This window comes from Dactylosporangium sp. CA-139114 (genome assembly GCF_050955725.1).
Taxonomy (GTDB): Bacteria; Actinomycetota; Actinomycetes; order Mycobacteriales; family Micromonosporaceae; genus Dactylosporangium.
In genome coordinates this window covers 6,664,274-6,680,443 of record NZ_CP192080.1, presented here as the reverse complement: position 1 = coordinate 6,680,443, position 16,170 = coordinate 6,664,274, and the positions used below count along the sequence as shown (strand labels likewise).

The following is a 16,170-nucleotide window of genomic DNA, read 5'->3' as shown; positions in this document are numbered from 1 at the left end:
CGGGCGGACAGCGGCTTGCGGGAGGCTGCCCGGGTGACGACGGTGATGATCGGCGGGCCGGTCTGCCGGCGCTGCGTACGGCGGATCAGCGCCCGGGTGCGGGACCTGCCCGGGGTGGTGTCGCTGGAGCTGTGCGGGGACTGCGGCCGGCTGCGCGCGGTGGGCGCGGCCGGCCGGGCGGCGCTGCTGGCCGCGGTCAGGGAGCCGTGAACGCCCGCAGCTTCTTCAGCGCCCACGGGAACTCGTGCTCGCCGAGCAGGTCCAGCGCCCGGCGGCCCTCCGCGGCGGCCGTCGCCTCGTCGCCGTCCGCGCGGGCGATCCGGGCCCGGCCCCACGCCGCCCACGCCTGGCAGCGGGGGTTACGGGCCTGCCGGGCGACCGCGTCGGCCTCGGCGAGCAGCGGGGCCGCGGCGGCCGGGTCGCCCGCGTCGAGCCGGGCATGGGCGAGGTGCACGAGGGCGAACGCGAGCCCGTGCGGCGCCTGCAGCCGGCGCGACCGATCGACGACCCGCACCAGCACCCGCTCCGCCTCGCCGGGCCGCCCGGCACCGAAGAGCGCGACGCCGAGGTGCGCCGCGGCCGCCTCGGCCATCATCGAGTCGCCGGCGTCGAGGAAGCGCGACTCGGCGCCGCGCCACCGGGTCACCGCGGTGTCGAAGTCGCCGATGCGCAGGTCCAGCATGGCCTCGAGGTACTCCGCCGCGGCCAGCCCGTAGGCGTCGCCGATCTCGTCGCGGCTGCGGCGCACGAGGGCCCGGTGGTGTTCGGGGTCGCCGATGTACTGCCCCTCCCAGGCCACGACGAGCCGGGAGATCGCGGCGTTGCCCGCGTCTCCGATCTGCTCGAACAGCGCGAGGCTGGTCCGGGCCGCGGCCCGGGACTCGGCGGTGGGGTAGTACACCCCGAGCAGGCCAACGCCCTGCAGCAGCCTCGCCCGCTCGGCGGGTGGCGGGTCGCCGGTGGCGAGCAGCACCGTCAGCGCCCGGACGCCCTCGTACCGCACGCCGTAGTTCCAGTACGGCATGAGCGCCTCCACGAGGCGCATCCCCGCCCTCAGGTCCCCGGGCGCCAGTTCCAGGGCCCGCTCGACCGCGGCGCGCAGGTTGTCGGCGTCCTCGCGCAGCCGCTGCCAGGCGCGCGCGGCGGAGCGCACGGACGGTCCGAACCGCTCGGCGAGCCGGGTGTAGTGGCCGAGGTGCCGGTCGCGGCAGGTGCCCGTCTCGCCGGCCTCGGCGAGGCGGTCGGCGGCGTACTCGAGCACCGTGGCGAGCAACCGGAACCGCCCGGTGGCCGGGTCGGGCACCACCAGCGAGCGGTCGACCAGGCGCAGCAGCAGATCCAGCACGTCGCCGGCCCCGATGGCCCCGAACGCGCCCACGTCCTCGGCCGCGGCCAGGTCCCAGCCGCCCCGGAACACCGCCAGCCGGCGCAGCAGCACCCGCTCCGGCTCCGGCAGCAGGTCGTGGCTCCAGTCGAGCGCGGCCCGCAGCGTGCGGTGCCGGGCCTCGGCGGTGCGGGGACCGCCGGTCAGCAGGGCGAACCGGTCGTCGAGGCGTTCAGCGATCTCGGCCGGCGGCAGCGCCTTGACCCGGGCCGCGGCCAGCTCGACGGCGAGCGGGATGCCGTCGAGCGAGCGGCAGATGGCCTCGACCGCGGGCGTGGTGCCGGCGTCGAGCGCGAAGCCGGGGCGCACGGCCCGCGCCCGGTCGGCGAAGAGCCGGGTCGCCGACGGCAGGTCCAGCGGCGCGAGGGGCACCTGCACCTCGCCGGTGACGGCGAGCGCCTCCCGGCTGGTCGCCAGCACCCGCACCCCCGGGGCGGCCTGCACGATCCGGTCCACGAGCGCGGCGGCGCTGTCGACGACGTGCTCGCAGTTGTCGACGACGAGCAGCATGCGGGCGTCGGCCAGGTGACCGGCGAGGGCGTCCCCGTCCGGGACCCCGAACTGCACGGCCACGGACTCGGCGATCTCGGTGCCGGGCGGCAGCGCGGCGAGCCGGACGAGCCGGACCTCACCGTCGGCGGCCAGGTGGCGGGCGGCCTCGACGGCGAGGGTGGTCTTGCCGACGCCGCCGGGCCCGACCAGCGTGACGACCCGGGCCGTGCGCAGCTGGTCGAGCACGAGGGCGAGATCGTCGTCCCGGCCGAGCAGCGAGGTGAGCCGGGCCGGCAGCGCCGGCCCGGTCCGCACGGGCATCGGCACGGACACTGCCGCGGGGCGGTCCGGCACCTCGTGGCGCAGGATGGCCCCGGCGAGCGCCTCCAGCTCGGGGGAGGGATCGATGCCGAGCTCGTCGGCGAGCCGCTGCCGCAGCGCCCGGTGCACGGCGAGCGCGTCGGCCTGCCGCCCGGCGCCGTGGAGGGCGAGCATGAGCAGCCGGGCCGGGCGCTCCCGCAGCGGGTGCTCGGCCGCGAGCCGCTCCAGGTCGGCGACGGCGCCGCCGGGCCGGCCGGTCGCGGTCAGCAGCTCGAGGCGGTCCTCGACGGCGCCGAGCCGCAGCTCCTCCAGCCGGTGCCGCTCCCGCCCGGCCCACTCGGCGTCGCCGACGTCGGCCAGCGCCGGCCCGCGCCACCAGGCCAGCGCCTCGTCGAGCGCGTGCTCGGCGGCGGCCGGGTCGCCGGCGTCCCGGGCCGCGCGGGCCCGCCCGAGGGCCGCCTCGAACCGGTGGACGTCGACGGACTCGGGCGGCACCGCGAGCCTGTAGCCGGGGGCGCGGGTGAGCAGCCGGTCGCCCTCCTCGCCGAGCGCCCGCCGCAGCTTCGACACCCGCGTCTGCAGGGCGTTGGCCACGTCGACGGGCAGGTCCTCGCCCCAGAGCGCGTCGGTCAGGGTGTCGACGGAGACCACCCGGCCCGCGGCGAGGACGAGCCGGGCCAGCAGCGGGCGCACCGACGGCGCCAGCGCGACCGGCGGCCGCCCCGGCAGGCGGACCTCGACCGGCCCGAGCAGGCGGAAGACGACCTCGGTGCTGTCCAGCGTCACGGGGGATCATGCTAATCGCCGCGCAGGAGCCGGTCGCCGAGCCGAGCCGCGTCGCGCCCGACCCAGCCGAGCACCGCGGAGCCGCGGGTGCGCTGCCACGGCAGGCCGAGGAAGAACAGGCCGGGCCAGTCGGTCACGCCGTGGCGGTGCACCGGGGCACCCGTGCCGTCGAGCACGGGCACCTCCAGCCACGGGTAGTGCGGCCGGAATCCGGTCGCCCACACGACGGCGTCGACCGGCCGGGCCGAGCCGTCGGCGAGCAGGACGTTGCGGCCCTCGGCGCCGGTGACCCGGTCGAGCCGGTCCACCTGCCGCAGCAGGGCGCGCACGTCGGTACCGATGATCGGGTTGGCGGCCCGGATGCGGCGGCCCAGCGGGCTGTGGGGTCCGAGGCCCATCGTGCCGAGGCGCGAGAACCACCAGAAGATGTCGCGGCCGAGCCAGCGCTGCGGCATGGCCGGGCCGATCGCCGCGACCGACAGGGCGACCCGGCGGCCGGCCGCGGCGAGCTCCTGCGCGATCTGGACCCCGGTGTTGCCGGCCCCGACCACGACGACGTCCGCGCCGGGCACCTGGGCGGGGTTGCGGTACCGGCTGCTGTGCACCTGCACGACCTGCGGCGCGAGCCGGTCGGCGAACGCGGGGACGTGCGGGGTGTGGAACGCCCCCGCGGCCACGACGACCCGCCGGGCCGCGTAGGTGCGGCCCGGGGTCCGCACCGTGAACCCGCCGCCCGGCTCGGGCCGGACCGCGCTCACCGGGCTGTCGAGGCGCACCGGCAGGTCGAAGCGGTCCGCGTACGCCTGCAGATAGTCGGCGACATCGTCCTTGGTGGGATGGGCGTCCGGGTCGCCGGGGAACGGCAGGCCGGGCAGGGCGTTGAACCGGTTGGGCGTGAACAGCCGCAGCGAGTCCCATCGCCGCCGCCACGCGTCGCCGACCCGGGCGTGCGCGTCGAGCACGGCGAACTCGCGCCCGGCCCGGCGCAGGTGCCAGGCCAGCGCGAGCCCGGCCTGGCCACCGCCGACGATCACCACGTCGAGCATCGCGGCCTCACACCGTCTCGTAGCCGGCGTCGTCGATCGCGGCACGCACCGCGGCGGGATCGGCGGTGCCGAGGGTCCGGACGGTCTTCGCGGCGACGTCGACACGGACCTCGGTGACGCCGGGCACGCGGCCGACGGAGGCGGTGATGGCGGCGACGCAGTGGCCGCAGGTGATACCGGGGACGTTCAGCATGATCTCGTTCATGCCGGCCAGCTTGCGAGGGGCCGCTGTCCGGCCGCTGTCCGCACGCGGGCAGGGGGCGGACAGCGCGGCCCGGGATCGTCCGGCGCATGGAGAACTGCACCCTGGAGATCGGCGGCATGACCTGTGCGTCGTGCGTGGGACGCGTCGAGAAGGCTCTGCTGCGGGTCGATGGCGTCGGTACGGCCACCGTCAACCTTGCCACCGAGCGCGCGACCATCACCTTCGACCCGTCTCGCGTGACGCCCGCCGCGCTGGCCGCCGCGGTGGGCCGTGCCGGGTACCGGGCCGCCGCCATGTCCCGGCCCGAGGCCATGGCCGCGGAACCGGTGGAGCGGGATCCGCGCAAACGGACGTGGATCACGACCCTTGCCGCCGGCCTCGCCATGATGACCCTGATGTACGTCCCGCTGCCGCTCGACGCGATGGACTGGCTCATGCCGCTGCTGTTCGTCGTCGCGACGGTCGTGCAGATCGGGCCCGCCCGGCCCTTCTACGCCGCGGCGTGGGCGGCCGCCCGGCACCGCGCGGTCGACATGAACACCCTCGTGGTCCTCGGCACGACGGTCGCCTACGGCTACAGCGCCTTCGTGACCCTCTGGCCCGCCCAGGCCGAACGATGGGGCCTGCCGCTGCACGTGTACTTCGAGATCTCCGTCCTCGTCACCGCCCTCGTCCTCGCCGGGCGGTGGCTCGAGGCCCGGGCGCGGCGGCAGACCGCGGCGGCGATCCGGACCCTGGTCGGGCTGCAGCCCCGCACCGCCCGAGTGCTGCGCGGCGGCGAGGAGCTCGACGTCCCCGTCGAGTCTGTCGCCGTCGGTGAGCTGGTCCGGGTCCGCCCCGGTGAGCGGGTGCCCGTCGACGGCGTGGTCACCGAGGGCGCCTCCAGCGTCGACGAGAGCATGCTCACGGGGGAGAGCCTGCCCGCGGCGAAGGCCGTCGGCGACGTGCTCATCGGCGCCACGGTCAACCGCACCGGCGCCGTGGTCATGCGGGCCACCGCCGTCGGCCGCGACACGACCCTGGCCCAGATCGTCCGTCTCGTCGAGGACGCCCAGGCCGGCAAGGCGCCGATGCAGCGGCTCGTCGACCGCGTCTCCGGCTGGTTCGTGCCCGCCGTGATCGCGCTGGCGGTGCTCACCTTCGCGGTCTGGGCCGTCGCCGGCTCGCTCACCGCCGGCCTCGGCGCCGCCGTCGCCGTGCTCATCGTCGCCTGCCCCTGCGCGCTCGGGCTGGCCACGCCGACGGCGATCATGGTCGGCACCGGGAAGGCGGCCGAGCTCGGCATCCTCATCGGCGGCGGCGAGGCCCTCGAGCGGGCCCGGCGGGTCACCACCGTCGTGCTCGACAAGACCGGCACCCTGACCCTTGGCCGGCCCGCCGTCACGACCGTCGTGGCGCGGCCCGGCACCGACCCCGGGGACCTGCTCGCGTGTGCCGCCGCCGCGGAGGCCGGCTCCGAGCACCCGGTCGGCGAGGCGATCGTCGCGCACGCCCGCGACCGCGGCCTGGCGCTGCCGCTGCTCGACGCGTTCGAGGCCGTGCCCGGCCACGGCATCCGGGCCCGGGCCGGCGGCCGCGACGTCGTCATCGGCAACGCCGCCCACCTCGACCGCCACGGTGTGTCCACCGATCCGCTGGCCGCGGCGGCGGCCGAGGTCGCCGGCGCGGGCGGGACCGCGGTCTACGCCGCCCTCGACGGCGAGCTCGCGGGCCTGATCGGGGTCGCCGACACGGTGCGGCCCGAGGCGGCGGCCGCCGTCGCGCAGCTGCGCGACCTCGGCCTGGACGTCTGGATGCTGACCGGCGACGAGCGGCGCACCGCCGAGGTCGTCGCGGGCCGGGTCGGCATCGAGCGGGTCGTCGCCGGGGTGCGCCCCGACGGCAAGGCCGCGCACGTCGAGGCCCTCCAGCGCGACGGCGCCGTGGTCGCGATGGTCGGCGACGGCATCAACGACGCCCCCGCGCTGGCCCGGGCCGATCTGGGCGTCGCCATCGGCACCGGCACCGACGTGGCCATCGCCGCCTCCGACATCACGCTCGTCGGCGGCGACCTGCGCGGCATCGTGACCGCGATCGCGCTGTCCCGCCGCACCGTCGCCACGATCAAGCAGGGGCTCGGCTGGGCGTTCGCCTACAACGTCCTGCTCATCCCGGTGGCCGCCGGCGTGCTGTACCCCCTGAACGGCACCCTGCTCGACCCGTCCCTCGCCGCCGCCGCGATGGCGATGAGCTCGGTCAGCGTCGTCACCAACGCGCTGCGGCTGCGCCGGTTCCGCCGTCCCGTCACCGCCGCGCGGCTGCGGCCCCGGCTCGGTGCCCGGCTCGCCGATCTCGGGTACCTGGCCGGCGTCGCGGCCCTGGCCGTCGCCGTCGGCGCCGGGCTCACCGGCCTGAGCCACACCGCCGCCGCCCGCCGCGGCATGAACGGCGTGCTGGCCTGGACGCAGGGCACCGGCATGCCGATGCGGCCGCCGATGAGCGTCATGATGGACGCCGACATCGAGCCCCGGCCCGCCGAGGACGACGGCGTGCGGGTCACGCTCGACGTGCCCGCCGGCATCGTGCCCGGCGAGCCCGCGACCGTCGGCATCCGGGTCACCGACGCCGCGACCGGCCGCCCGATCGGCGACGTCGGCCGCAGCCACGAGGCCTGGATGCACTTCATCGCCACCCGCGCGGACCTCGGCACGTTCGCGCACGTCCACCCGGAGCCGACCGGCCGCCCCGGCGCGTTCGCGGTGCGCGTGACGTTCCCGACCGCCGGCCGCTACCTCGTGCACACCGAGTTCCGCCGCAAGGGGGCCATGAGCGACCTCGTCGAGCGGCACGAGATCGTCGTCGGCGACCCGTCCGGGGCGCCCGCCGGACCCGCGCCCGCGGCCTCACCCCGCGACCAGGTCGTCGACGGCGTTCAGGTGATCCTGGCCGGCGCCGCGACCGTCGGCGCGCCGAGCCGGCTCAGCTACTGGTTCGCCGACACGGCCACGGGTGAGCCGCTCACCGGGCTGCGGCCGTACCTGGCCGCCGCGGGCCACGTGGTCGTCATGCCGTTGGACGGCTCCGGCTTCGCCCACGAGCACGCCGAGGCGGTGGACGACGGGGGCCGGACGGTCTACGCGCTGCCCGGCGCCACCTTCGGACCCGAGCTGCGGATGCACGCGGACTTTCCGCGCCCCGGCCTGTACCGCCTGTGGGGCCAGTTCCGCCTCCCCGACGGCCGCGTCATCACGACGACGTTCACCGTGGCGGCGTCGTGATGGCTCCGCCCGGGTCTGTGCCGTTGACGGTATATACCGCTGAGGGTATGTTCAAGGGGTGCTGTCGGTCTTCGAGGTGCTGTCACTGCCCGCGCGGCGGGAGATCATCGAGCGGCTGCGGCTCGGGCCGCGGTCGGTGAGCGAGCTCGCCGACGGGCTCGGGGTCAGTCAGCCGATCATGTCCAAGCACCTGCGCGTGCTGCGCGACGCCGGGTTCGTGAGCGTGCGCGCCGATGCGCAGCGGCGGTGGTACGAGCTGCGCGCCGAACCGCTCATCGAGGTCGCGCAATGGCTGGAGCCGTACCGCTGGATGTGGGAGCACCGCCTCGACCGGCTCGGTGACCGGCTCGACGCGATGCGCGACGAGGAAGCAGGAGAGCCACGATCATGACCGAACCCGAGTTCGTCGAGACCGGGCCGCGACCGGCGGTGCAGGTGATGCGTGTCTATGACCATCCGATCGAGCGGGTCTGGCGGGCGGTGACCACGCCGGAGCACCTGGAGCACTGGTTCCCCACCGCCGCCCACTTCGACCTGCGGCCGGGGGGCCGGATCCGCTTCGGCGACCTCGGCGACGGCGGCTCCGAGGGGGAGGTGCTCGCCGTCGAACCGCCGCACCGCCTCGACTTCCTGTGGGGCGGCCAGCGCTTCGAGTTCCGCCTGGTGCCCGAGGGCTCCGGCACCCGCTTCACGCTCGTGCACCACTTCGACGACCGGGCCGGCGCCGCCAGCTTCGCGTCCGGATGGGAGACCTGCCTGCGGGCGCTGTCGGCGGTGCTGTCCGATGAGCCCCCGCCGCCGCCCGGACGCGCCGTGGCCCGCCACGAGGAGCTGGTGCGCCGCTTCGGCCTCGACCGCCCGCGGGTCACCCGCGACGCGGCCGGCTGGCTCGTGCGCTTCGAGCGCCAGCTGACCTGCCCGGCCGAGCGGGCGTGGAGCCTCTTCTTCGACGGCGACGCGCCCGGCGTGGGGGAGCCGTTCCAGCGATTCGGCACCGTCACCGAGGCCGACGCCGCCACGGCGTTCGCGTGCCCGGGCGTGCGCCTGACGCTCGGCCCCGGCACCGGACACGGTGCGCGGCTGGTGCTGGAGGCCGGCGGCACCGGCGAACCCGAGCTCGCCGCGGCCGTCGAGCAGTGGGGTGGCGCGGTCGCCCGCGTCGCCCGCGAGGCCGCCGCGTCCGACGCCTGAGCGGCGCTCAGCGGCCCCCGGTCACGTCGATCGTCGTGCCCGTCACGTAGGCGGCGTCGGGGGAGAGCAGCCACGCCACCGCGCCCGCCACGTCCTCGGCCGTGCCGGCGCGGCCCAGCGGCTGGTCCGGGCCCAGGCGGTGGGCGCGGCCCGGCTCGCCCCCGCTCGCGTGGATCTCGGTGTCGATGATGCCCGGGCGGACGCTGGTGACGCGGATGCCGTACCTCGCCACCTCCAGCGCCAGCCCCCGGGTGAGCGTGTCCACCGCGGCCTTGCTCGCGGCGTAGTCGACGTATTCGCCCGGCGCCCCCAGCTGCGCCGCCTTCGACGAGATGTTCACGATCGCCCGGTCGGGCCGGTCGCTGCCGCGCATCCGGATCACGGCCTCCCGGCAGCACAGGGCCAGCCCGACGACGTTCACCGCGAGGACCCGCGCCCACCGCTCGGCCGTGATCTCCTCGAACGCGCACTGCCGCTCGAGCACCCCGGCGCTGTTGACCAGGCCGGCCAGCGGGCCCAGCGCGTCCGCGGCCGCGAACAGCTCGCCGGCCCCGGCCGGGTCGCCGACGTCGCAGGCGACCGCCCGCACCGGGCTGTCCGCCCGGTGCAGCTGCGCGACCAGCGCTTCGGCGCGTTCGACGTTGCCGCGGTACCCGAGGATGAGCCCCCGGCCGGGCACCCCGGCGAGCCGGCGGGCCACGGCCGCGCCGATCCCGCGGGTCCCGCCGGTGATGACGTAGACAGCCTGCATGGATGGTGACCGTACGAGTACCCGCGGCCGGCGGCGAGGTCCAGAATCACTGAGTGAGTCACACGATGATCGGCCGGGTCCTGGCGCTGCTCGACGCCGTGGCCGGCGCGGGCGCCATCGGCCGCCGCGACCTCGCCCGCGCGGCCGGCCTGCCCCAGGCGACGGCCAACCGGATCGTGGCCACCCTGCTCGAGCAGCGCCTGCTCGCCGAGTCGCCCGCGGGGCTGCGCCTGGGCCTGCGGCTGTTCGAGCTCGGCACCCTCGCCGGCGAGTCCGGGGTCAGCCTGCTCGACGTCGCCCGCCCGTACCTCGTCGACCTGCACGGCGCCTTCGGCTGGACGGCCCAGCTCGCCGCGCTCGACGGCGACGCGGTGATCTACCTGCTCAAGGTCGACTCCCACCGCCGCCCCCGGCTCGACACCCGCATCGCCGGACGGTTCCCGCCGCACTGCACCGGGGCCGGCAAGGCGCTGCTGGCCTTCGGCCCGCCCGAGGCCGCCGAACACCTCCCGCTGCCCGCCCGCACCCCGGCCACCATCACCGACCGTGCCCGCCTCGCCGCCGACCTGCGCGCGACCCGCCGCCGCGGCTACGCCGTCGACCGCGGCGAGTTCCAGCCGGGCATGCTCGGCGTCGCCGCCCCCGTCCGTGTCGCGGGCCGCCCCCTGGCCGCCGTGACCCTGGCCGGCCCCGAGGACTCGCTGGACGTCCCGCGCGCCGCCCACGCCCTGCTCGTCGTCGCGCGCATGATCGAATCCCGGCTGCGATAGGGCTCGGCATGGGCGCTCGCCAGCCCGCTCCTCGCGGTGCTCACACGCACCGGGTCCTCGCCCCGGGCGCGCTGCTCTACGGGAGCGACACGGGCCTGCGGGATGACGAGCGCAACCGGTCCCGCTACGAGCGGTTGCGCCGGGCCTGAACCGAAAATCGGGTCTGGCGCAACGGCGCCGACTCGGGCTAATCTTCTTGGCGAGACCGGCATCTTCCCCCGTGGATGCCGGTCTCCATGACGTTGCGGCCCCACCGGCCCCATCGGCCCGCTCGGCCCGCGCGACGATCCTCCCTCGGTGAGACTCGCTCCGACGCGGATGGTCGGCTCGACAACGGCGCAGGGGGCAGGCATGGACCGGGGGACGCGCGAGGAGTTGCTGGGCCGGCTGGCCGCGGCGGTCGGGGCCGTGACCGTCGCGCACCCGACGCGGGTCGCCGTCGACGGGCCGCCCGCCGCGGGCAAGACCACGCTCGCCGACGAGCTGGCCGTCGCCCTGCGCGCCCAGGGCCGGCACGTCATCCGCGCGACGATCGACGACTTCCTGTTCCCCCGGGCGCGGCGCTATCGGCGCGGCGAGTTCTCGGCCGAAGGCTGCTACTTCGACGCCCACGACTACGACGGGCTGACCCGGGTCCTGCTCGATCCGCTCGGCCCGGGCGGGGATCGGCACTTCCGGCCCGCGGTCTACGACCACGCGACGGACACCACGCTGTCCGCGCCGGTCGCGACCGCCCCCGCCGACGCCGTGCTGATCTTCGACGGCGTCTTCCTCATGCGCCCGGAACTGAACGACCGGTGGGACCTGCGCGTCCTCGTGTCGACCGAGCTCGAGAAGACCGTGGACCGTGCCGTGATCCGGGCGCGCCGGGTGTCGTCCCGGGCCGACGTCGAACGACGCTGGCGCGAGCGGTACATCCCCGCCCAGCGGCTCTACTTCGCCACGGTCCGCCCGGCCGACCACGCTGACGTCATCGTGCACAACGACGAGCCGCAGCGGCCGGTCTGGGCGACCCGCACACGCTGAAACGCGACGCTCCGGGCGTCTCGGATTCGGCGGCCGCGGGCTTATCCTCGGCCTCGGCAGCCTCTGACGTGCGGAAGGGAGCGGGCGATGAGCGCCGATGCGAAGGCCCCGGAGACCGGCGGCGTCACGGTGGAGGTCCTGGCGACGGTCGACCTCACCGACGAGATCGAGGGGCTGGCGGGGCACCAGCTCCGCATGCGCATGGTGACGATCGCGCCGGGTGGCGTCTTCGGCCCGTTGCACGATCACCAGGGGCGGCCGGGCACCGTCTACGTCCTGCAGGGCACGATCACCGACCATCGCGACGGCGGCACGACGGACTACGGGCCGGGGCCGGGCTGGCCCGAGGACCGGCACACGCGGCACTGGCTGGAGAACCGGGGAACGGTGCCGGCCGTGGAGATCTCCGTCGACATCGTCCGGCCGCAGTAGCGCCACCGTCCGGCCGCGGTAGCGCCGGCGCCGGTCAGGGCCGCAGGCCGGACAGGAACACGTCGACCAGGCGGCGGCCGTAGCCGGGCTCCTCGCCCGGCACCGGCTGGCACAGCAGGGCGACCGCGTGCAGGATGTCCACGGCGCGCACGTCGGGGCGGATCTCGCCCGCCCGCGCCGCGGTCTCGATGAGCGACTCCAGCACCGGGGCCATGCGCTCGTAGAAGTACACCCGCAGGTGGTGGTGGGCCGCGTCGCCGGCCTGCAGGGCCGAGGCGAGCCCGGCCTTGGTCGCGACGAGCTCGGTGTAGCGCCGCACCCACGACGCGAGGGCCGCGGCGGGCGGCTCGGCCGCGCTCAGCTGCGCGCCCGCCGCGGCGCACGCGTCGATCTCGTGCTCGAGCACGGCGATGACCAGGTCCGAGCGCTGCGGGAAGTGGCGGTAGAGCGTGCCGACGCCGACGCCGGCCCGGTCGGTGATCTCCTTCGCGGGTGCGTCGACGCCCGACTCGGCCAGCACGATCTTCGCGGCCTCGAGCAGGGCCTCGAGGTTGCGCCGGGCGTCGGCGCGCCGCGGGCTGGACACCAGGGTGCTCCTGTTCTGTCGCGGAAAATCTCGGTCGCGAGGTGCCGTTGCGGAAACGGAAAGGCTTTCCGTATGGTGAAGCGGAAGAGCTTTCCAGTTCACCATACGGCAGGAGACCGCCATGCAGTACCGCACCCTCGGACGGACGGGCATCAAGGTCAGCCCGTACGCGCTCGGCACGCTCATGTTCGCCACGTCCGTCGGCAACGCCGATCCCGCCGACTCGGCCCGGGTCCTGCACAAGGCGCTCGACGCGGGCATCAACTTCATCGACACCGCCGACGCGTACGGCGACTCGGAGGAGGTCGTCGGCAAGGCGCTGCGAGGCCGGCGTGACGACGTCGTGCTCGCCACGAAGTTCGCGCGCCCGACCGGCGAGGACCCGAACCACCAGGGCGGCTCGCGGCGCTGGATCATGCGGGCGGTCGAGCACTCCCTGCGCCGGCTGCGGACCGACCACATCGACCTGTACCAGGTCCACCGCCCCGACCCGTCCACCGACATCGAGGAGACGCTGTCGGCGCTGTCGGACCTGATCCACAGCGGCAAGGTGCGGGCGATCGGCACCTCCGGCCTGCCGCCGTCGGAGATCGTCGAGGCCCAGTGGGTCGCCGAACGCCGGGGACTGCCGCGGTTGCGCACCGAGCAGCCGGTGTACTCCCTGCTGAACCGTGGCATCGAGCGCGAGGTGCTGCCGGTCGCCCAGCGCTTCGGCCTCGGCACCCTCGTCTGGGGCCCGCTGGGCCAGGGCCTGCTGACCGGCCGCGTGCGCAAGGGCGGCGAGAACGACCTGAGCCGCGCCCGCTTCTTCAAGCACCTCACCGACGAGCGCCGCCTCGACGTCGTCGAGCGGCTCATCCCGCTCGCCGCGGAGGCGGGCCTGCCGATGACCCACCTCGCGATGGCCTTCACGATCGCGCACCCCGGCGTGACCAGCGCCCTGCTCGGCGCCCGCACCGAGGCCCAGCTCGACGACCTGCTGGCCGGACTGGAGGTCGCCCTGACCGACGACGTGCTGGACCGCATCGACGAGATCGTCCCGCCCGGCACCGACGTGAGCGCGGTCGACCAGGCCTACGTCCCGCCGCCCCTGCAGACCCCGCAGCTGCGCCGCCGCCCGCTCGCCGAGCGCTGCGCGGCCTGAGCGCCCTCAAGCGCGGCGGACATCGGGCACCGCGTCGAACAGGTCGGCCCCGAGGCCGGCCAGCCACTCGGCCGGGCACAGCCGCACGGCCGGCATCGTGACATATGGCCGTTGTGGCCCCTGAGCACGTGCCGTGCGGCGCGGGCGGCGGGACGGGGGAGGCCCCGCACGCCGGGCGTGCGGGGCCGTCCGGCTCAGCGCAGGGTGTCGACGTCGATGACGAAGCGGTACCGCACGTCGGAGGCGAGCACCCGCTCGTAGGCCTCGTTGACCGCGTCGGCGCCGATGACCTCGACCTCGGGGGCGATCCCGCGCTCGGCGCAGAAGTCCAGCATCTCCTGCGTCTCGGCGATGCCGCCGATGCTGGAGCCGGCGAACGTGCGCCGGTTGCTGAACAGCGCGAACACCGGCACCTCGAGCGGCTGCGGCGGGGCGCCGACGCTGACCAGGGTGCCGTTGAGGCGCAGCAGGCCCAGGTAGGCGGCCATGTCGATCGGGGCGCTGACCGTGTTGATGATCAGGTCGAACCGGTTCTTGAGCGCCTCGAAGGTGGCCGGGTCGCTGGTGGCCTGGTAGTCGCCGGCGCCGAAGGAGAGTCCGTCGTCCTTCTTGCCGAGGGTCTGCGACAGTACCGTGACCTCGGCCCCCATCGCGACGGCGATCTTCACGGCCATGTGGCCGAGCCCGCCGAGGCCCACCACGGCGACCTTCGTGCCCGGGCCGGCGTTCCAGTGGGCCAGCGGCGAGTACGTGGTGATGCCGGCGCACAGCAGCGGGGCCGCGGCCTCGTACGGGATCGCCTCGGGCACCCGCAGCACGAAGTCCTCGTCGACGACGACGTGCGTGGAGTAGCCGCCCTGCGTGACGGTGCCGTCACGGTCGATGCTGCCGTAGGTGCCGACGTTGCCCTTGAGGCAGTACTGCTCCTGTCCGTCCCGGCAGTTCTCGCACTCGCGGCAGGAGTTGACCATGCAGCCCACCCCGACCCGGTCCCCGACGGCGTGCCGGCTGACCTCGGCACCCACCTCGGCGACCCGGCCGACGATCTCGTGCCCGACGGTCAGCGGGTAGGGCACCGTGCCCCACTCGCCGCGGACCGTGTGGATGTCGGAATGACAGATGCCGGCGTAGCGGATCTCGATGAGCACGTCGCGCGGCCCGAGGTCGCGCCGCTCGATCGTGGTGCGCACGAGCGGGTCGGTGGCCGAGGTCGCGGCGATGGCGTTGACGGTGAGCAAGGTGTCCTCCGGTGCAGACGTTCAGGTGCCGGTGTCCAGTCAACCCTGCCGGGCGGGTTCGCGGGAGTTTCCAGCGAGAGGTGTACCAGCGGTACACCCCAGGGCGTGGTGGCGCGCCGTACCTTCGAGGGGTGAACAACCGAGTCGAGGTGCGCGAGTTCCTCACGACCCGGCGGGCCCGGATCACGCCGGAGCAGGCCGGGTTGCCGGCCGGCGGGCAGCGCCGGGTGCCCGGGCTGCGCCGCAGCGAGGTCGCCGCGCTGGCCGGGATGAGCGTCGAGTACTACGCGAAGGTCGAGCGCGGCTCGCTGGCCGGGGTCTCGGCCGGCGTCCTGGAGGCGATCGCCCGCGTGCTGCAGCTCGACGACGTCGAGCGGGCCCACCTGATGCGCCTCGCGCAGGAGGCCAACGGCGGCGGCGCGCTGCTGCGGCCGAGCCGGCGGCCCAAGCAGCGGGGGGTGCGCCCGAGCCTGCAGTGGGCGCTGGACGCCATCACGACGCCCGCGATCGTGGTCAACAACCGCGCCGACCTGCTCGCCGCGAACCATCTCGGCCGCGCGATGCACAGCGACCTGTACGCCGACCCGGCGACCCCGCCGAACCTGGCGCGGTTCACGTTCCTCGACAGCGCGGCCCGCCGCTTCTACCCGGACTGGAGCCGCTTCGCCGACATGAGCGTGGCCAACCTTCGCACGGCGGCCGGCATCGACCCGCACGACAAGGGCCTGCAGGACCTGGTCGGCGAGCTGTCGACCCGCAGCGACGAGTTCCGCCGCCGCTGGGGCGCGCACAACGTGCGCATCCACGGCGCCGGGGTCAAGCACTTCCACCATCACGTCGTGGGCGACCTCGCGCTCGCCTACGAGAGCATGGACCTGCAGGCCGACCCGGGCCTGACGCTGACCATCTACGCCGCCGAGCCCGACTCGCCGACCGCGCACGCGCTCGCGCTGCTCGCGTCCTGGGCGGCGCCGTCGGATCTCGTGGAGATGCCGTGAAGGTCGCCCCGCGGACCGGCACCGGCCACCTACCATCACGCGCATGGATATCGCCCTGGCGCTGCTCATCGGCCTGATCGCCGTCTACGCCGGCGGGGTCGCCGCGCTGGTGCTGCGGCGGCCGCTCGGACCGGCCCGGGCCCTGACGGCCGGCGCGGGCACGGCGGCCGGCGTCGTCGCGGCGTTCGCGCTCATGCTGCTCTTCGCCCACGTCTGGTTCCCGGGCACGCTGATCGTCGTCGCGCTGTTCGCCGGCGCCGTGGCCTACCTGACCCTGCTGCGCGACCTCGGCGGCGCGAAGGCCGGGCCGGCCGCGCTGCTCGGCGCCCTGCTGACCTGCGGCAGCTTCGTGTTCGTGTCGTACCTCGCGGTCATGGCGGTGCTCGGCGCCGCGGGCGTGTACCTGGTGCTGCGCCAGTGGCTGCGCATGCGGCCGGCCCTGCTGCTCATGGGGGGCACGCTGGGCGGCCTGCTCGCGGCGTCGGCGGCGGTGTTCGCGGCCGCGCTGGCGAACATGTGACACGGTGCCGCCCCGCAGATCCC

16 protein-coding genes are annotated in these 16,170 nt (G+C 75.6%); 10 read left to right on the top strand and 6 right to left on the bottom strand.

The window, feature by feature from the left end; translation table 11 throughout:
• The first annotated feature begins 33 nt into the window (after positions 1-33).
• Positions 34-210: a hypothetical protein gene (locus tag ACQP2P_RS29605; protein ID WP_433606273.1), complete on the top strand. Its 177-nt coding sequence runs from the start codon at positions 34-36 to the stop codon at positions 208-210.
• On the opposite strand, the gene ACQP2P_RS29600 is transcribed toward ACQP2P_RS29605, so the two are convergent.
• Genes ACQP2P_RS29600 through ACQP2P_RS29590 form a run of 3 tightly spaced genes read right to left on the bottom strand, consistent with a single transcriptional unit; the run spans position 197 to position 4,234 of the window.
• Positions 197-2,983 (bottom strand): BTAD domain-containing putative transcriptional regulator, encoded by a 2,787-nt coding sequence (locus ACQP2P_RS29600; protein ID WP_433606271.1) that lies wholly within the window; start codon positions 2,981-2,983, stop codon positions 197-199. The genes ACQP2P_RS29605 and ACQP2P_RS29600 overlap by 14 nt on opposite strands.
• An 11-nt stretch (positions 2,984-2,994) precedes the next feature.
• The gene (locus ACQP2P_RS29595) at positions 2,995-4,029 is read right to left on the bottom strand and encodes a flavin-containing monooxygenase (protein WP_433606269.1); all 1,035 of its coding nucleotides are present in this window, start codon (positions 4,027-4,029) and stop codon (positions 2,995-2,997) included.
• Positions 4,030-4,036: 7 nt separating this feature from the next.
• Positions 4,037-4,234, bottom strand: coding sequence for a heavy-metal-associated domain-containing protein (locus tag ACQP2P_RS29590; protein WP_433606267.1), 198 nt, complete (start codon positions 4,232-4,234; stop codon positions 4,037-4,039).
• A gap of 86 nt (positions 4,235-4,320) precedes the next feature.
• Between ACQP2P_RS29590 and ACQP2P_RS29585 the strand changes: the two genes are divergently transcribed.
• Genes ACQP2P_RS29585 through ACQP2P_RS29575 form a run of 3 tightly spaced genes read left to right on the top strand, consistent with a single transcriptional unit; the run spans position 4,321 to position 8,682 of the window.
• Positions 4,321-7,491 carry a heavy metal translocating P-type ATPase gene (locus ACQP2P_RS29585; protein ID WP_433606265.1) on the top strand — a complete coding sequence of 1,057 codons (3,171 nt, stop codon included), beginning with the start codon at positions 4,321-4,323 and terminating at the stop codon, positions 7,489-7,491.
• Between the two features lie 58 nt (positions 7,492-7,549).
• Entirely contained in the window at positions 7,550-7,882 is a 333-nt protein-coding gene (locus ACQP2P_RS29580; protein ID WP_433606263.1) for an ArsR/SmtB family transcription factor, read from the top strand.
• Positions 7,879-8,682: an SRPBCC family protein gene (locus ACQP2P_RS29575; RefSeq protein WP_433606261.1), complete on the top strand. Its 804-nt coding sequence runs from the start codon at positions 7,879-7,881 to the stop codon at positions 8,680-8,682. Before ACQP2P_RS29580 ends, ACQP2P_RS29575 begins: the two co-directional genes overlap by 4 nt.
• Positions 8,683-8,689: 7 nt before the next feature.
• On the opposite strand, the gene ACQP2P_RS29570 is transcribed toward ACQP2P_RS29575, so the two are convergent.
• Positions 8,690-9,433, bottom strand: coding sequence for an SDR family oxidoreductase (locus tag ACQP2P_RS29570; RefSeq protein ID WP_433606259.1), 744 nt, complete (start codon positions 9,431-9,433; stop codon positions 8,690-8,692).
• 53 nt (positions 9,434-9,486) lie between these two features.
• Here ACQP2P_RS29570 and ACQP2P_RS29565 point away from each other — a divergent pair, with 53 nt between their 5' ends.
• The 3 genes from ACQP2P_RS29565 (at position 9,487) to ACQP2P_RS29555 (ending at position 11,661) form a co-directional block, all read left to right on the top strand.
• Complete coding sequence (locus tag ACQP2P_RS29565; protein ID WP_433606257.1) at positions 9,487-10,203, top strand: IclR family transcriptional regulator; 717 nt, start codon at positions 9,487-9,489, stop codon at positions 10,201-10,203.
• 351 nt (positions 10,204-10,554) lie between these two features.
• A complete protein-coding gene (locus ACQP2P_RS29560; RefSeq protein WP_433606255.1) occupies positions 10,555-11,229 on the top strand; it encodes a uridylate kinase in 675 nt (224 codons plus the stop codon).
• Between the two features lie 87 nt (positions 11,230-11,316).
• Positions 11,317-11,661, top strand: coding sequence for a cupin domain-containing protein (locus ACQP2P_RS29555; protein WP_433606253.1), 345 nt, complete (start codon positions 11,317-11,319; stop codon positions 11,659-11,661).
• Between the two features lie 34 nt (positions 11,662-11,695).
• Here ACQP2P_RS29555 and ACQP2P_RS29550 read toward each other — a convergent pair whose 3' ends face one another.
• Positions 11,696-12,247, bottom strand: a complete 552-nt coding sequence (locus tag ACQP2P_RS29550; protein WP_433606251.1) for a TetR/AcrR family transcriptional regulator — start codon at positions 12,245-12,247, stop codon at positions 11,696-11,698.
• A 121-nt stretch (positions 12,248-12,368) separates the two neighbouring features.
• On the opposite strand from ACQP2P_RS29550, the gene ACQP2P_RS29545 reads away from it, so the two are divergent.
• Positions 12,369-13,391, top strand: a complete 1,023-nt coding sequence (locus ACQP2P_RS29545; protein ID WP_433606249.1) for an aldo/keto reductase — start codon at positions 12,369-12,371, stop codon at positions 13,389-13,391.
• 194 nt (positions 13,392-13,585) lie between these two features.
• Here ACQP2P_RS29545 and ACQP2P_RS29540 read toward each other — a convergent pair whose 3' ends face one another.
• Positions 13,586-14,629: an NAD(P)-dependent alcohol dehydrogenase gene (locus ACQP2P_RS29540; protein WP_433606247.1), complete on the bottom strand. Its 1,044-nt coding sequence runs from the start codon at positions 14,627-14,629 to the stop codon at positions 13,586-13,588.
• Between the two features lie 131 nt (positions 14,630-14,760).
• Here ACQP2P_RS29540 and ACQP2P_RS29535 point away from each other — a divergent pair, with 131 nt between their 5' ends.
• Together ACQP2P_RS29535 and ACQP2P_RS29530 are read left to right on the top strand one after the other, a co-directional pair.
• A complete protein-coding gene (locus ACQP2P_RS29535; RefSeq protein WP_433606245.1) occupies positions 14,761-15,627 on the top strand; it encodes a helix-turn-helix transcriptional regulator in 867 nt (288 codons plus the stop codon).
• Between the two features lie 43 nt (positions 15,628-15,670).
• Positions 15,671-16,147 carry a hypothetical protein gene (locus ACQP2P_RS29530; RefSeq protein ID WP_433606244.1) on the top strand — a complete coding sequence of 159 codons (477 nt, stop codon included), beginning with the start codon at positions 15,671-15,673 and terminating at the stop codon, positions 16,145-16,147.
• Positions 16,148-16,170: the final 23 nt, after the last annotated feature.

Bases quoted from the DNA above. Each gene is read 5' to 3' on its own strand.
- ACQP2P_RS29555 (WP_433606253.1), top strand. From the start codon at position 11,317: ATGAGCGCCGATGCGAAGGCCCCGGAGACCGGCGGCGTCACGGTGGAG.
- ACQP2P_RS29570 (WP_433606259.1), bottom strand. From the start codon at position 9,433: ATGCAGGCTGTCTACGTCATCACCGGCGGGACCCGCGGGATCGGCGCG.
- ACQP2P_RS29530 (WP_433606244.1), top strand. From the start codon at position 15,671: ATGGATATCGCCCTGGCGCTGCTCATCGGCCTGATCGCCGTCTACGCC.
- ACQP2P_RS29545 (WP_433606249.1), top strand. From the start codon at position 12,369: ATGCAGTACCGCACCCTCGGACGGACGGGCATCAAGGTCAGCCCGTAC.
- ACQP2P_RS29585 (WP_433606265.1), top strand. From the start codon at position 4,321: ATGGAGAACTGCACCCTGGAGATCGGCGGCATGACCTGTGCGTCGTGC.
- ACQP2P_RS29590 (WP_433606267.1), bottom strand. From the start codon at position 4,234: ATGAACGAGATCATGCTGAACGTCCCCGGTATCACCTGCGGCCACTGC.
- ACQP2P_RS29560 (WP_433606255.1), top strand. From the start codon at position 10,555: ATGGACCGGGGGACGCGCGAGGAGTTGCTGGGCCGGCTGGCCGCGGCG.
- ACQP2P_RS29595 (WP_433606269.1), bottom strand. From the start codon at position 4,029: ATGCTCGACGTGGTGATCGTCGGCGGTGGCCAGGCCGGGCTCGCGCTG.
- ACQP2P_RS29575 (WP_433606261.1), top strand. From the start codon at position 7,879: ATGACCGAACCCGAGTTCGTCGAGACCGGGCCGCGACCGGCGGTGCAG.